Annotated in this window: 17 protein-coding genes and 1 pseudogene; 14 read left to right on the top strand and 4 right to left on the bottom strand. The window is 64.6% G+C overall.

Annotation, left to right across the window (positions count from 1 at the left end; translation table 11 throughout):
- The first annotated feature begins 74 nt into the window (after window positions 1–74).
- Entirely contained in the window at window positions 75–1,364 is a 1,290-nt protein-coding gene (locus tag ACVW1C_RS18555) for a cytochrome P450 (RefSeq protein WP_456759666.1), read from the top strand.
- A gap of 114 nt (window positions 1,365–1,478) precedes the next feature.
- Here ACVW1C_RS18555 and ACVW1C_RS18550 read toward each other — a convergent pair whose 3' ends face one another.
- Both ACVW1C_RS18550 and ACVW1C_RS18545 read right to left on the bottom strand, forming a co-directional pair.
- A complete protein-coding gene (locus ACVW1C_RS18550; protein WP_456759665.1) occupies window positions 1,479–3,059 on the bottom strand; it encodes an AMP-binding protein in 1,581 nt (526 codons plus the stop codon).
- Window positions 3,060–3,278: 219 nt separating this feature from the next.
- A complete protein-coding gene (locus tag ACVW1C_RS18545) occupies window positions 3,279–3,698 on the bottom strand; it encodes a VOC family protein (protein WP_456759664.1) in 420 nt (139 codons plus the stop codon).
- Window positions 3,699–3,897: 199 nt separating this feature from the next.
- Between ACVW1C_RS18545 and ACVW1C_RS18540 the strand changes: the two genes are divergently transcribed.
- The 13 genes and pseudogenes from ACVW1C_RS18540 (at window position 3,898) to ACVW1C_RS18480 (ending at window position 12,011) form a co-directional block, all read left to right on the top strand.
- Complete coding sequence (locus ACVW1C_RS18540; RefSeq protein ID WP_456759663.1) at window positions 3,898–4,869, top strand: Bug family tripartite tricarboxylate transporter substrate binding protein; 972 nt, start codon at window positions 3,898–3,900, stop codon at window positions 4,867–4,869.
- A gap of 117 nt (window positions 4,870–4,986) precedes the next feature.
- Window positions 4,987–5,325 (top strand): DUF3551 domain-containing protein, encoded by a 339-nt coding sequence (locus tag ACVW1C_RS18535; protein ID WP_456759662.1) that lies wholly within the window; start codon window positions 4,987–4,989, stop codon window positions 5,323–5,325.
- Between the two features lie 133 nt (window positions 5,326–5,458).
- Window positions 5,459–5,914, top strand: a complete 456-nt coding sequence (locus ACVW1C_RS18530; protein ID WP_456759661.1) for an ArsR/SmtB family transcription factor — start codon at window positions 5,459–5,461, stop codon at window positions 5,912–5,914.
- Window positions 5,914–6,261, top strand: coding sequence for an SRPBCC family protein (locus tag ACVW1C_RS18525; protein WP_456759660.1), 348 nt, complete (start codon window positions 5,914–5,916; stop codon window positions 6,259–6,261). Before ACVW1C_RS18530 ends, ACVW1C_RS18525 begins: the two co-directional genes overlap by 1 nt.
- A gap of 18 nt (window positions 6,262–6,279) precedes the next feature.
- Complete coding sequence (locus ACVW1C_RS18520; protein ID WP_456759659.1) at window positions 6,280–7,017, top strand: DUF899 domain-containing protein; 738 nt, start codon at window positions 6,280–6,282, stop codon at window positions 7,015–7,017.
- A 111-nt stretch (window positions 7,018–7,128) separates the two neighbouring features.
- Window positions 7,129–7,485, top strand: a complete 357-nt coding sequence (locus tag ACVW1C_RS18515; RefSeq protein ID WP_176534735.1) for a DUF1428 domain-containing protein — start codon at window positions 7,129–7,131, stop codon at window positions 7,483–7,485.
- 128 nt (window positions 7,486–7,613) lie between these two features.
- Window positions 7,614–8,231 carry a hypothetical protein gene (locus ACVW1C_RS18510; protein ID WP_173640000.1) on the top strand — a complete coding sequence of 206 codons (618 nt, stop codon included), beginning with the start codon at window positions 7,614–7,616 and terminating at the stop codon, window positions 8,229–8,231.
- Window positions 8,218–8,598 carry a transcriptional regulator gene (locus ACVW1C_RS18505; RefSeq protein ID WP_456759658.1) on the top strand — a complete coding sequence of 127 codons (381 nt, stop codon included), beginning with the start codon at window positions 8,218–8,220 and terminating at the stop codon, window positions 8,596–8,598. Before ACVW1C_RS18510 ends, ACVW1C_RS18505 begins: the two co-directional genes overlap by 14 nt.
- 29 nt (window positions 8,599–8,627) lie before the next feature.
- A complete protein-coding gene (locus tag ACVW1C_RS18500) occupies window positions 8,628–9,368 on the top strand; it encodes a di-trans,poly-cis-decaprenylcistransferase (protein WP_456759657.1) in 741 nt (246 codons plus the stop codon).
- Window positions 9,369–9,481: 113 nt separating this feature from the next.
- A pseudogene (locus tag ACVW1C_RS18495) lies at window positions 9,482–9,649 on the top strand (magnesium-protoporphyrin IX monomethyl ester cyclase); the annotation flags it as partial.
- A 227-nt stretch (window positions 9,650–9,876) separates the two neighbouring features.
- Window positions 9,877–10,257 (top strand): aminoacyl-tRNA deacylase, encoded by a 381-nt coding sequence (locus ACVW1C_RS18490; RefSeq protein WP_456759656.1) that lies wholly within the window; start codon window positions 9,877–9,879, stop codon window positions 10,255–10,257.
- A gap of 54 nt (window positions 10,258–10,311) precedes the next feature.
- Entirely contained in the window at window positions 10,312–10,467 is a 156-nt protein-coding gene (locus tag ACVW1C_RS18485) for a response regulator (protein WP_456759655.1), read from the top strand.
- Window positions 10,468–10,772: 305 nt separating this feature from the next.
- Window positions 10,773–12,011 carry a threonine ammonia-lyase gene (locus ACVW1C_RS18480; protein WP_456759654.1) on the top strand — a complete coding sequence of 413 codons (1,239 nt, stop codon included), beginning with the start codon at window positions 10,773–10,775 and terminating at the stop codon, window positions 12,009–12,011.
- 130 nt (window positions 12,012–12,141) lie between these two features.
- Here the strand turns inward: ACVW1C_RS18480 and ACVW1C_RS18475 are convergent, their stop codons facing one another.
- A complete protein-coding gene (locus ACVW1C_RS18475; protein WP_456759653.1) occupies window positions 12,142–12,663 on the bottom strand; it encodes a DUF1697 domain-containing protein in 522 nt (173 codons plus the stop codon).
- A 7-nt stretch (window positions 12,664–12,670) separates the two neighbouring features.
- On the bottom strand, window positions 12,671–13,312 hold the full coding sequence (locus ACVW1C_RS18470) for a glutathione S-transferase family protein (RefSeq protein ID WP_456759652.1): 642 nt from the start codon (window positions 13,310–13,312) through the stop codon (window positions 12,671–12,673).
- Between the last annotated feature and the right edge of the window lie 5 nt (window positions 13,313–13,317).

Genomic DNA, 13,317 nt, shown 5'->3' with positions numbered 1-13,317 from the left:
AGTCGTCCTCCTTGCCTCCGCCTAGATTTCGGCGATCATCGGCGCGACCGATGCTTGGGCAGGTGAGGACGATCATGGACACGACAGCGACCGGGGATCTCGATATCCCCGCCGACATCGCGGAAACCCTCGTCGATCCCGTCGCCTATGCCGACGACCGCGTCCACGACAGCTATCGCTGGCTGCGCGCCAACAACCCGCTCGGCATCGCGCGGCCCGACCGCTTCGATCCGTTCTGGGTGGTGACCAAGCACGCGCATATCCAGGCGATCAGCCGGCAGAACGACCTGTTCCACAACGCCGACCGTCCGACCACGCTGACGACGCAGGCGCTCGAGGAGCGGGTGCGCAAGATCACCGGCGGGCCCAATCTGGTGCGCTCGCTGGTGCAGATGGATGCGCCCGACCATCCGAAATACCGCGCGCTGACACAGGGCTGGTTCATGCCGGCCAATCTCGGCAAGTTCGAGGGCCGCGTCCGCGAGATCGCGCGTGCCACGGTGCAGCGCATGCTCGAGCGGGGCGGTGCCTGCGATTTCGTCGAGGACGTCGCGCTCGGCTATCCGCTGCACGTCATCATGGAGATCCTCGGCGTGCCCGAGGCGGACGAACCGCGCATGCTCAAGCTGACGCAGGAGCTGTTCGGCCCGCAGGATCCCGACACCGCACGCGTCCGCGAGGCATTGAGCGCGGAACAGGTCTCGGCGATGTTGCAGGCGATCATCGCCGACTTCTCCGCGTACTTCCGCAAGATCACCGAGGATCGCCGCCGGAACCCGCGCGACGATCTCGCCACCGTCATCGCCAATGCGAAGATCGGCGGCGACTACATGCCGGAGCACGATCAAACCAGCTATTACATGATCGTCGCGACCGCGGGCCATGACACCACCTCATCCTCGACCGCGGGCGCGATCTGGGCGCTGGCCAGGGACCCCGCGGAGTTCGCCAAGGTGAAGGCCAACCCGGAACTGATCCCGGGCCTGGTCGACGAGGCGATCCGCTGGATGACGCCGGTCAAGCATTTCATGCGTTCGGCCACCGCGGATACCGAACTCGGTGGCCGCAAAATCGCCAAGGGCGACTGGCTGATGCTGTGCTACGCCTCGGGCAATCGCGACGAGGACGTGTTCGAGGATCCCGATCGCTTCCGCAGCGACCGCAAGCCGAACCGCCATGTCGCGTTCGGCTATGGCGCGCATCTCTGCCTCGGGCAGTACCTGGCCAAGCTCGAGATGCGCATCCTGTTCGAGGAACTGCTGCCGCACCTGAAATCACTCAGCCTCGCCGGCGAGGTGAGGATGACGCAAGCCTATTTTGTGAATGGCCCGAAGAAGCTGCCCATCCGGTTCGAGGTGAATTGAGAACTTCGCGCCATTGCGAGGAGCGAAGCGACGAAGCAATCCATACCTCAGCCTATGCTGAGCGGTGGATTGCTTCGTCGTTGCTCGCAATGACGGCGAGGCAAGGGGCCGTTCCTATTCCAGCATCTTCCTCAACTCCGCCTTCGCAACCTTCTCCAGCGTCGAGCGCGGCATCTCGTCGACGAAGCGGATTTCCCGCGGCACCTTGAAGTCGGCCAGCGCGGAGCGGCAGGCGGTCATGACCTTGTCGTGCAGGTCGGCGGGCAGCGCCGCGACGCCGGTTTGCGGGATGATGAAGACGACCGGCACCTCGTCCAGCATCGGATGCTTCTTCGCCACGACGGCGGCCTCGCGCACGCCCGGCACCACCGCGATCACCTGCTCGATCTCGGAGGCCGCGACATTCTCGCCGCCAACCTTGAGCATGTCCTTGGAGCGATCGCCGAACCTGATATAGCCGCGCTCCAGCATCGTGACGCGGTCGCCGGTGATGAAATAGCCGTGCTCGTCAAAGCTCTCGCGCGTCGCCTTCTCGTTGTGCAGATATTCGGCGAACAGCGACAGGCCGGGAATGCCCTTGATCAGGAGATTGCCGGTCTCACCGACGCCGGTCGGCGTACCATCATCGTTGGTGATGCGGATTTCATACTCGGGCGCGGCGCGGCCGATCGACATCGGCGGGTTCGGCTGGTCGACCTCGCCGATGATGCCGTGGGTGATGGTCTCGGTCATGCCCCACCAGCCGATGATCTTGATGCCGAACACGGCGAATGCCGGCGGCTCGTTCACGGCCGTGCCCCAGAGCCTGAATTTGTGGTTCTTCGGAACCTCGTGCTCCAGCAGCGCCTTGATGCAGAACGGGATTGTCGAGGTCCAGGTCGAGCCGTGCTCGAGCGCCACCGGCCAGAACCGGCTCGCCGAGAAGCGCGGCTGGATCACGCAGGTGGCGCCGACCCACAGGCTTGCCAGCATCGAATAGGCCAGCGCGTTGGTGTGGAACAGCGGCAGATAGGTCTGGTGCACGTCGGTCGCGTGCAGGTCCTGATGCGCGGCGTTGATCTTGGCGCCCCACAGCGCGTTGGCATGCGTCCACAGCACCGCTTTCGGCCGCGACGTGGTCCCCGAGGTGTATTGCACGCTGCACGGTGCGAGCGGATCGATCGGGCGCTTCGGTCGGTCGGCGCTGTCGGCGAACAGCGCGTCAAAGCTGTCGCCGCGCGCGGGCGCCTGTGCCGGCGGCTGGCCCGCATCATGCGAAGTCACCGCGATCCAGCGCAACTCCTTGCAGTTGGCCGATAGCAATTCGGCATAGGCCGGCTGGGTGATCGCGGCGACCGCGCCGCAATGGCCGGCAAAGTAGTCGATCTCGGCCGCAGCCGAGCGGGTGTTGGTGGTGACGGCAATGGCGCCAAGCTCGACACAGGCGAACCACGACATGATCGCCTCGACGCAGTTGTCGAGATGGATCAGGACATAGTCGCCCTGCTTGATGCCGCGCCTGGCGAGGCCCGCCGCGAGGGCGCCGACGCGCTCATGGAATTCGCCGTAGCTCCAGCGCAGCGCCGGCGCATCGAACGGCGCCCAGATCAGGAACGGATGATCGCGGCGCACCTCGGCGCGCATCCTGAGCAGCCATGGCACGTCGAGCCCCGCAAGCGGTCCGACGATGCCCGGCACTGGCTGTGAAGTCGTCATATGTCCTCCCGCGCAGCCTTGCCGGCCGCCATTGATCTTGGTTGGGACCAGTTCTGCCATCGGCGTGCGCCGAGAGCAAATCGGCATTTGCAAAGTCATCTTGCGCTGGCGCGACGAAGCAATTCCGTTCCGCCGCACGGAACGGATGGATCTATTCGCGCGGCCTGTCGTCGGGCGCGCACTCGCGCGAATGGTTCGCCGGCAAATGACGAACGATAGCTAGCCCGGATCCCTCTCATACGAAGAGATCTCGATCAGGCTGCCATCGGGGTCGCGGCAATAGACCGAGCGCAGCGTGCCGCGCGCGCCCTGCTTGGCCACCGGGCCTTCCTCGATCTTGACGCCATGGGCCTTCAGATGTGCGACCACCGCCTCGGGTGTGCTCGAGGTGAGAAAGCAGAGATCGTCGCTGCCGGCCGCTTCATGATCGGCGGTAAACCACTCCACCTTGTCGGCGTCGCGCGGCCGCACATTGATCTTCTGGTTGCCGAACACCAGCGAGGTGCGCGGTGCCTTGCCGTTGCCGGGGTCGAACACCTTCACCTCCATGCCAAGGATCCTGCTGTACCAGGCAACCGAGCGCACCACATCGGTGACGTTGATCACGAGATGGTCGAGCCCATTCACCTTGACGGACATGATCGATCCTCTTCGGTCCAGAGTCTCAAACAAGAATTCAACGCTTCGGTCTGATGCAGAGCCGAGGCTTAGCCTTTCGTCGCGGTCGGTGTCGCACGTGTCGCACTGGCCGCTTCGGACATTGTTTGTTAAAACCGCGCCGCACGCAACGCAACAGAAACGGGCAGGGGTCAAACTCTGCGGGATTGGGAGAGACTTCATGATTTCACGCCGCGCCGCGCTGGGCCTGATCGGGTCGGGGATTTCGACATTCGCGATCGGCCGCGCTTCGGCTGCCGACTATCCGGCGCGACCGGTGCGCTGGATCGTGGGCTATCCGCCGGGCGGCGCCACCGACATCATCGCGCGCCTGATCGGGCAGCGGCTGTCGGAGAAGCTCGGCCAGCAGTTCGTGATCGAGAACAAGCCGGGCGCCGGCAACAATATCGCCACCGAAGCTGCGATCAATGCCGAGCCGGACGGCTACACCGTGCTGCTGGTCAATCCGGCGAACTACATCAACGCCTCGCTCTACGCCAATCTGAAGTTCAATTTCGTGCGCGATGTCGCGCCGGTGGCTTCCTTCAACCGCGTGCCGAACGTGATGACCGTCAACAAGGACGTGCCGGCGAAGACCGTCACCGAGTTCATCGAGTATGTGAAGGCCAATCCCGGCAAGGTGAACATGGCCTCTTCCGGCAACGGCACCTCGGTGCACCTCTCCGGCGAGATGTTCATGTCGATGACCGGTTGCAAGATGCAGCACGTGCCGTATCGCGGCGCGGCGCCCGCGATCACCGACATGCTCGGTGGCCAGGTGCAGGTGATCTTCGACAACATGCCCTCGATCATCCAGCACATCCGCTCCGGTTCGCTGCGCGCGCTCGGCGTGACCACGACGCAGCGCTCCGCGCAATTGCCGGACGTGCCGGCGATCACCGAGACCGTGAAGGGCTATGAAGCAAGCGCGCTGTTCGGCATGGGCGCGCCGAGGAACACGCCGAAGGAGCTGATCGCCAAGCTCAACACCGAGATCAACGCCGTTCTCGCCGAACCCGATATGCGGAAGCGCCTGGTCGAGCTCGGCGGCGACGCGCTGATCCAGACGCCGGACGCCTTTGGCAACGACATCAAGGCCGAGACCGACAAGTGGAAGAAGGTGGTCGAGTTCGCCGGCCTCAAGGTCGAGTAGTCTCACACTGAACGGGCGGGACGAGTCCGGCCGCGAGCGCGGACTTGTCCTGCACCCGGCTGCAAAGTTGACCGGCCTTGATGCGGAATAAAGTGGCCTTCAGGAACCATACCGGTTATGCCGCGCCTGATTGACTGCGGCCTCTTGAGAACCGGAACGGGTGAGATTATGCGCGTATCACGATTGGCAGTGCTGGTGTTGGTAACGATGACGGTTGCCGGTGCGGCCAGCATCGATCGCGCGTCCGCCGATCCCTATGATTACCCGTGGTGCGCACAGGGCCCGAGCCTCGGCTATCCCGGCGAATGCGCCTACCAGACCTACGATCAGTGCCTTGCGAGCGTGTCCGGACGTTTTCTTGCTTGCGGAGAAAATCCGCGCGTCCTGTTTCGCGAGCAGCTCCAGCCGGAGCAGCCTCGGCCGCACCGTCATCGGCATCGGCACCATCGGCAGTAGCCGCCGGCTGGGAGGGCGCTTCTGCTCTCCGCCCGCGATCGTCCCAACTATCCGGCGTCGTGGCGCCCCGGCATTGACGTGATCGTGAAGCCGGGCGCTTGACGTCCTGCCGATTACGCCTATACCAAACCGTATGGTTAAGTATCAAGACGAGACGCTGGACCGCACCTTTGCTGCGCTTTCCGACCCCACCCGCCGCGCGCTTCTGGCGCGGCTCGGCGAGCGGGAAAGCCTGTCGGTGAGCGAGCTGGCGCAGCCATTCTCGATGTCGTTGCCGGCGATCATGAAGCATCTCGACGTGCTCACGGATGCCGGCCTAGTCGCCCGCGAAAAGACCGGCCGCACGGTGGCATGCCGGCTCACCGCGCGGCCGATGGAGCAGGCGATGAACTGGCTCAATCGCTATGCGCAATTCTGGTCCGACAATCTCGACCGCCTTGCCGCTTTTGTGGAGGAAGACCCATGGCAGTTAAATCCGCAGTCGCAGCCGACGCCGGCCTTGCCGCGCGTCCAAGCCTCACCCTCACGCGGCGCCTCCGTGCCCGGCCGGAAAAAGTCTACGCCGCGTGGACCGAGTCGGAAAACCTAGTGCAGTGGTTCGGCCCGGGCCAAGTCAAGCCCGGCACGACGCAGGCCGAGCTCGATGTCCGTGTCGGCGGCCGCTACCGGATCAAGTTCACCGGCACGAACGGCGAATATCACGAGGTCGGCGGCGTCTATCGCGAGGTGGTGCCGAACGAGAGACTGGTGTTCAGCTGGGCCTGGCATTCGACGCCGGAACGCGAGTCCGAGGTGACCGTGTCGATCAAGCCCGACGCCGGCGGCACGTTGCTCACATTCCATCACGCGCAGTTCGTCGACGAGACCGCGCGCGACAACCACCAGCGCGGCTGGGCCGAATTCCTCGGCAATCTGGCACAGTACGTCGACGCCTGAACCGCAAAGGAGCATCTCATGCAACAGCACAAGGTCGTCTCGCGCGATGAATGGATCGCAGCCCGCAAGGCATTGATGGCCCGTGAGAAGGAGCTGACTCAGGCCCGCGAGGCGCTGAGCCGGCAGCGCCGTGAACTGCCCTGGGTGAAGGTCGACAAGGACTATGTGTTCGACGGGCCTGGCGGCAAGGTGACGCTCGGCGATCTCTTCAAGGGCAGGCCGCAGCTCGTGGTGCAACACGTGATGTTTGCGCCGGAATGGGATGCAGCCTGCAAGAGCTGCTCGTTCTGGGTCGACGGCTTCGAGCGCATGGTTCCGCATCTCGCCGCGCGCGACACCACGATGGTCGCGGTCTCGCGGGCGCCGCTGGCCAAGCTCGAGGCCTTCAAGCAGCGGATGGGCTGGACCTTCGACTGGGTGTCCTCGGGCGCCAATGACTTCAATTACGACTACGGTGTGTCGTTCACCCAAGGGCAGATCGATGCGGGGGAGGCGAAATACAATTATGGAACGACACCGCTCTATGGTCCCGAATTGCCCGGCATCAGCGTGTTCTTCCGCGACGACAAGGGGAGCGTGTTCCACACTTACTCGACCTTCGCGCGCGGCCTCGACATGATGAATGCGGCCTATCACTACCTCGACCTGACGCCGCTCGGCCGTCACGAGGAGGGCTTGCCCTATCCGATGGATTGGGTGCGGCTACGTGACCAGTACCAACCGGCGCCGGTTCAGGCATCCTGCTGTCACTCCTGATCGTCATTGCGAGCGAAGCGAAGCAATCCATCGCGCCGCAAGCGTCGAGATGGATTGCTTCGTCGCTCTGCTCCTCGCAATGACGGCGAAACCAAACAACAGGAGACGCCAATGCCTTACGTCGATGGTTTCGTCGTCGCCGTGCCGAAGAAGAAGCTCAAGGCCTATGCGCAGCTCTCGAAAAAGGCCGGCAAGGTCTGGCGCGAGCATGGCGCGCTGGATTATCGCGAATGGGTCGCCGACGACGTCAAGCCGGGCAAGCTGACCTCGTTTCCGCAGAGCGTGAAACTGAAGGCCGGCGAAACCGTCGTGTTCGCCTGGATCACCTACAAGTCGCGCGCCCAGCGCGACAGGATCAACGCCAAGGTGATGGCCGATCCTCGGCTGGCGTCGATGGGCACGGGCGACGTGCCGTTCGACGTCAAGCGGATGATCTATGGCGGCTTTGCGAGTCTGGTGAAGGTCTGAGGCGGCACGGTTTCGCCGCAATCCGCGCGGCGACCGGCCGTTAAACATCACGCTCGGCACGCCGCGCGATGCCGCTTGCGTTTACTTGGCGATCCCGTATACTTTGCATTACAAAGTGCGGGCAAAACATGCGCGACCTCGACAAGGCGTTGGCCGATATTCTCGCGATCCGCAGCCAGATTGCGGCCGGAACCGCGTTCCGCGGCTACGGTCCGGCGACGGTCGCCGCCACCAGCGGCATCGCGCTGGTCACGGCGCTTGCGCAATATCTCTGGCTCGATGATCCGACTCATCATCCGATCGTGTTCCTCGCGGGCTGGGCCGCTGCCGCGTTGCTCTCTGCGGTCTTGATCTGGATCGAGATGCAGGCGCGCTCGCGGCGGCATCATTCGGGCCTTGCGGATGCGATGGTTCAGCAGGCGATCGAGCAGTTCGTTCCCGCTGTGATCGCCGGCGTGCTGCTCGCGATCCTGCAATGGAAATTCGCGCCCGAGACGCTGTGGATGCTGCCCGGCCTGTGGCAGGTGCTGGTCAGCCTCGGGGTGTTCGCCTCGGTCCGGCTGCTGCCGCGCACGATCGCGCTCGGCGGCGCCTGGTATTTTCTGTCGGGCTTCACGGTGCTGCTGATCGCAAGCCAGAGCCACGCACTGTCGCCCTGGACCATGGGCCTGCCATTCGCGATCGGCCAGTTGCTGCTCGCAGCACTGTTGTATTTCGCTTCCGGAGGCAATGATGCCGAAGACTGACATGACCACCGCGCCATTCGCCTATGATGGCCTCGACCGCGTCATCCACGAGAAGGCGCGGCTCGGCCTTTTGACCTCGCTGATGGCGCATCCGAAGGGGCTCGCCTTCGCCGATCTCAAGCAGCTCTGCGGCCTGACCGACGGCAATCTCAGCCGGCATCTGCAGGTGCTGCAGGAGGCCGGCCTCGTCGACGTCATCAAGGGCTATGAAGGCAATCGCCCGCACACCACCTGCCGTTTGACCAAGAGCGGCCGCCGCCGCTTCCTCGACTATCTCGCCGTGCTCGAGCAGCTGGTGCGCGACGCGGCCAGCGCCGCCGGCAAAGACCAAGGCAGGTCTCGCCGCCTCGGTATCCAGCCGATTTGATCATCCCATTTTTTTCCGGAGACTTTGTGATGCAAAGTAACGTCGCGCTCAAGCCGGAGGTAGCCGGACGGCTCCACGTCGGCATCATCATGGACGGCAACGGCCGCTGGGCGACACGGCGCGGCCTGTCGCGCCTGCGCGGACATGAGGCCGGCGTCGAGGCGATCCGCCGTATCGTCGAGACCGCGCCGGACCAGGGCGTCGGCACGCTGACGCTCTACGCGTTCTCGAGCGACAATTGGCGCCGCCCGAAGGCCGAAGTCACGGCGCTGATGGGGCTGCTGCGGTTCTATCTCGCCAACGAGATCGCAGCCCTCGTGCGCAACGGCGTTCGCCTCACCGTGATCGGCCGCCGTGACCGGTTGCCCGACGGCATCGCCGCCGCGATCACGCGCGCCGAGGCCGAGACCGCCGACGGCACCACGCTGCATCTGCGCATCGCGATCGACTATTCGGCGCGCGACGCCATCCTGAACGCCGCCGCTCGCGCCACCGGCGCAGGCCAGCTGAGCCGCGAGGCTTTTGCCGATCTGATCACCGGCGAGGCCGGCCTGCGCGATGTCGACCTGATCATCCGCACCTCGGGCGAGAAGCGGCTGTCGGACTTCCTGCTCTGGGAAGGCGCCTATGCCGAACTGCATTTTACCGAGCGGATGTGGCCCGAATTCGATGCCGACGATCTCGCCGACGCGCTCTCTTCGTTCCATCGCCGCGAGCGCCGTTTCGGCGGCCTGACCGCGATCGCGCCGGCGGAGGTGCCGAACCTCTAGCGCGCCAAGCCGAGCAAGCCGCTCTCTTCTCAAAGCCCGGCCGGGGGTTGGGCTCTCCTTACACAAGATGCGGGGACGAACGATCACGCCAACCAAAGCGGGAGCGATCATCCATGCGCATTCTTCTCATCAACGTGCCGCATCCGGCGATTGGCAGCCGGATCCCCGACGATCATTTGCCGCCGTTCGGCCTGCTGTCGATCCGCGGTCCCCTGATCGACGACGGCCACCAGGTTCGTCTCCTCGACGCCGAGTTCGGGCCGATGCCGCTGACTGCCGTCGCCCCAGGATATGGAAGGAGTCGATGTCGTCGCAGCGGCCCGAGCGCCGCGTCGGCACATCACGCGCAGCGTAAATCGATACCGTCATGCCGTCTCTGGATAACTGGCGCTGATGACTGGACGCCTGAGTCATCAGCGCGATAATTTCCGGATCGGCTGCGCAGAACAAAAAGAACCGTGGCGGTCGAGGCGTCGAGTTGAGCATACAGGTTGCGATCTTAAAAATATTGGCCAGTCACGTCGGCGGCAGAGCCACGCTCGATTCACTCAAGCACGACCTCGCTATCCTCTCGTCGAGCGGCGAGGATTGGCATGCGCGGATCAAGCGCCTCGCGTCGCGGGTTCCCGAACTCGACATCTTTAGCAATGGCTACGTGCTGCGTGACGCCGAAGGCTGGGAGATCACTGCGGCCGGTCGTGAGTTCCTGCGCGCGCTGGAAGCCGTCACCCAAGACAATCTGCCGCCTGCGCCAGTGGCCGAGTCTGCGATCCGCGAAGAAGGCAGGCTGATCGTGGTCGGTCACCGCTTCAGGAACAGGGCACGGCCACAGCGTAACCCGGAGCCGAGCGCATCGGTGCGCTGCCGGCCGTTCCGCGAGCCGCGTTGAACCTCATGGGTCTGCGCGCGACCTAACTTCGGGACGTGGCTCTGGAGGTCGCAAATGACTGCTTTGGCTCAATCGATCGCACGCGTGTTTCCGGCCAATTCGCTTCGCAGCAGCATCGCCCGGCATGTCCTGCTGTTCGGCTTCGCGGTCCTGTTCGTCGCGGTGCTCAGGGCGAGCTATGGCCTCGATCTCAGCGCGGGCTTGTTCTGATTTTTCCGGCGGCACGTCATATTGGGTTAACTGGATCGGGATAGCTAAGCGCACGCTTCCCTTGCATCTCGAACCCGGGTCGATCTTCCAAGGACAAGCCGATGCGCTGTCGGTGCGGCAGGACGCGCACCACTGTGCTCGACAAGCATTTCCGGACCGCGTTGGTTTGCCCCAAATGCGATGAGATCGAGCTGGCCGGGCCGGCCAAGCCGGAGGAACGGGTGTTGACCGCACGATAGCGCGGTCGTTTTCGGCGCCGAAACACGCTAGGTTCCGTCTGACGAAACGGTCCAAAGCGAAACCCGATGCCGCATCCTTCCGATCCTGCCGCCGTAACTCCTGCTGACGTCACGCTTGCCGACGTGCGCCGTGCCGCCGACGTGATCCGGGATTCGGTCATGGTCACGGCGTTCAACGAGAGCCGTACGCTGGGCGAAATCTGCGGCTGCCGCCTGTTCCTCAAATTCGAGAACCTGCAGTTCACCTCGACCTTCAAGGAGCGCGGTGCGCTGAACAGGCTGCAGGCGCTGTCCCCCGAAGAGCGCAAGCGCGGGGTGATCGCGATGTCGGCCGGCAATCACGCCCAGGGCGTCGCCTATCACGCCAAGCGGCTCGGCATCCCCGCCACTATCGTGATGCCAATTGGCACGCCGATGGTGAAGATCGAAAACACCAGGCGGCACGGCGCCGAGGTCATCATCACCGGGCAGACGCTGGAAGAATGCTTCGCGTTCGTCAGCGCGCATGCCGCAGAGCGCGGCCTGATCCTGATCCATCCCTATGACGATCCCCTGATCATTGCCGGACAGGGCACGATCGGGCTCGAAATGCTCGCGGCGGTGCCGGAGCTCGATATCCTGGTGGTGCCGATCGGCGGTGGCGGGCTGATCTCAGGCATCGCCACCGCCGCCAAGGCGATCAAGCCGTCGGTGCAGATCGTCGGCGTGCAGGCCCAGCTCTATCCGTCGATGTACAATGCCGTCAAAGGCGAGCAGCTGCCGATGCGCGGCGACACGCTTGCCGAGGGCATCGCGGTCAAGGCGCCCGGGCAGATCACCACCAGGATCGTCCGCGAGCTCGTCGACGACATCGTGCTGGTCAGCGAGGACCAGATCGAGCGCGCGGTCGCAACCCTGATCTCGATCGAGAAGACGGTGGTCGAGGGCGCCGGCGCCGCCGGCCTCGCGGCGGTGCTCGCGGCACCCGGCCGCTTTGCCGGCCGCAATGTCGGCCTGGTGCTCACCGGCGGCAATATCGACACCAGGCTGATCGCCTCGGTCCTGACCCGGGAGCTAGCGCGCGAGGGACGGCTGACCCAGCTGGCGCTCGACATCGTCGACCGGCCCGGCCAGCTCGCGGCGGTGTCGATCCTGCTTGCGGATGCCGGCGCCAACATCATCGAGGTCTCGCATCAGCGCACCTTCTCCGACCTGCCGGCCAAGGCGACGCTGCTCGAGCTCGTAATCGAAACCCGCGACCGCGCCCATCTGGAAGAGGTGCTGGCGAGGCTCGGCGCCGAAGGATTTGCGGTGCGGGAGAGCTAGCGACGCTGCTCCCATCCGCGAGTCGAAGCACCTAACCCGTCATCCTGAGGCGCGAGCGGAGCGAGCCTCGAAGGATGCACGGCCCGGCTGGTGGCCGATTCATCCTTCGAGGCTCGCAAGAGCTCGCACCTCAGGATGACGGGTTCTGGGCCGCCAGTTCCGCGAGCTTCGCGATCGTGTTGAGGTTGCGCGCGGTACCCTTGGCGGCGGCGGGGATCTTCAGCTTCGAGCGGCCCATGCCGCTGCCATAGGCGACATAGATCTCGCGCTTGCCGAGGCGCATTTGCTCGTCCTGCTGGCCCTTGATGTCCTTCAGGGCGTCCTTGGGTGGCGGCTCGTCGAGGAAGATCGCGACGGTCGTGTTCGGCGGCGCTTTCGGAAACGGATTGGCCTTCAGCACCGCGGCGATCTCGTCCGCGCTTCGCACTGCGACGCCGACCGGCTTGCCGGCATAGGCGTGCAGCCGCTTCTCCAACGCGGCCTTGACCTTGGGCGCGCCGAGCTTCGAGGAGAACACGACATTGCCGCTGGCGATATAGGTCTGCACGTCGGCAAATCCCGCGTCGGCGCACATCGCCTTCAACTCGGTCATCGGCAGCTTGCCGGTACCGCCGACATTGATCGCGCGCAGCAAGGCGACGTAACGCGGCATCACGATCTCACGTCAGCAGCAGCGCCATGCCCGGATCGCCCTTCTGCATCGCGCGCTGATAGGCCGGGCGCGCGGCGATGCGGCCGAGATAATTCCTGATGTTGGGGCAGCGGCCGAGGTCGTAAGGCAGGAAATAGCGCATCGTCGTCAGCGAAAAGCCGATCATGATATCGGCCGTGGTGAACGCCTCGCCCGCGAGATATTCGACATCGCGCACCCGCGCCTCGATCAGGTCGAACGAGCGGTCGACACGCGCTTTGGTCGCAACCAGCATCGGATTGTCGGCCGCGAGGTTGAGCCGGTTCAGGATCATGCTGCGGCCCATCTGCGCCTGCAGCGTGCCGTTGGCGAAGTGAAACCAGTACAGGAACTGCGCGAAGTCGGGATGGTCCGATGTCAGCGTCAGCCGTCCATTGCCGTATCTTGCGACGATATACTCGACGACCGCGCCGGATTCGGCCAGCACCAGGGCGCCGTCGGTGATGACGGGCGCGGCGCCGATCGGATGCAGCGACTTGTAGTCGGCCGGCGCCAGCATCGTGACCGGATCGCGCGTGGTGTGCTTCAGCTCGTAGGGGATCTCCAGCTCCTCGCACAGCCAGACGATCCGTTCCGATTGCGACTTGCCGAGATGGTGAACGGTGAGCATGCGCG

Source organism: Bradyrhizobium sp. USDA 4011 (assembly GCF_054063415.1).
This window is presented reverse-complemented; position numbering and strand designations above follow the sequence as displayed.

Bases quoted from the DNA above. Each gene is read 5' to 3' on its own strand.
- ACVW1C_RS18475 (WP_456759653.1), bottom strand. From the start codon at position 12,663: ATGCCGCGTTACGTCGCCTTGCTGCGCGCGATCAATGTCGGCGGTACC.
- ACVW1C_RS18530 (WP_456759661.1), top strand. From the start codon at position 5,459: ATGGTTAAGTATCAAGACGAGACGCTGGACCGCACCTTTGCTGCGCTT.
- ACVW1C_RS18550 (WP_456759665.1), bottom strand. From the start codon at position 3,059: ATGACGACTTCACAGCCAGTGCCGGGCATCGTCGGACCGCTTGCGGGG.
- ACVW1C_RS18555 (WP_456759666.1), top strand. From the start codon at position 75: ATGGACACGACAGCGACCGGGGATCTCGATATCCCCGCCGACATCGCG.
- ACVW1C_RS18500 (WP_456759657.1), top strand. From the start codon at position 8,628: ATGCAAAGTAACGTCGCGCTCAAGCCGGAGGTAGCCGGACGGCTCCAC.
- ACVW1C_RS18485 (WP_456759655.1), top strand. From the start codon at position 10,312: ATGACTGCTTTGGCTCAATCGATCGCACGCGTGTTTCCGGCCAATTCG.
- ACVW1C_RS18505 (WP_456759658.1), top strand. From the start codon at position 8,218: ATGCCGAAGACTGACATGACCACCGCGCCATTCGCCTATGATGGCCTC.
- ACVW1C_RS18535 (WP_456759662.1), top strand. From the start codon at position 4,987: ATGCCGCGCCTGATTGACTGCGGCCTCTTGAGAACCGGAACGGGTGAG.
- ACVW1C_RS18540 (WP_456759663.1), top strand. From the start codon at position 3,898: ATGATTTCACGCCGCGCCGCGCTGGGCCTGATCGGGTCGGGGATTTCG.
- ACVW1C_RS18510 (WP_173640000.1), top strand. From the start codon at position 7,614: ATGCGCGACCTCGACAAGGCGTTGGCCGATATTCTCGCGATCCGCAGC.
- ACVW1C_RS18520 (WP_456759659.1), top strand. From the start codon at position 6,280: ATGCAACAGCACAAGGTCGTCTCGCGCGATGAATGGATCGCAGCCCGC.
- ACVW1C_RS18480 (WP_456759654.1), top strand. From the start codon at position 10,773: ATGCCGCATCCTTCCGATCCTGCCGCCGTAACTCCTGCTGACGTCACG.
- ACVW1C_RS18515 (WP_176534735.1), top strand. From the start codon at position 7,129: ATGCCTTACGTCGATGGTTTCGTCGTCGCCGTGCCGAAGAAGAAGCTC.
- ACVW1C_RS18545 (WP_456759664.1), bottom strand. From the start codon at position 3,698: ATGTCCGTCAAGGTGAATGGGCTCGACCATCTCGTGATCAACGTCACC.
- ACVW1C_RS18470 (WP_456759652.1), bottom strand. From the start codon at position 13,312: ATGCTCACCGTTCACCATCTCGGCAAGTCGCAATCGGAACGGATCGTC.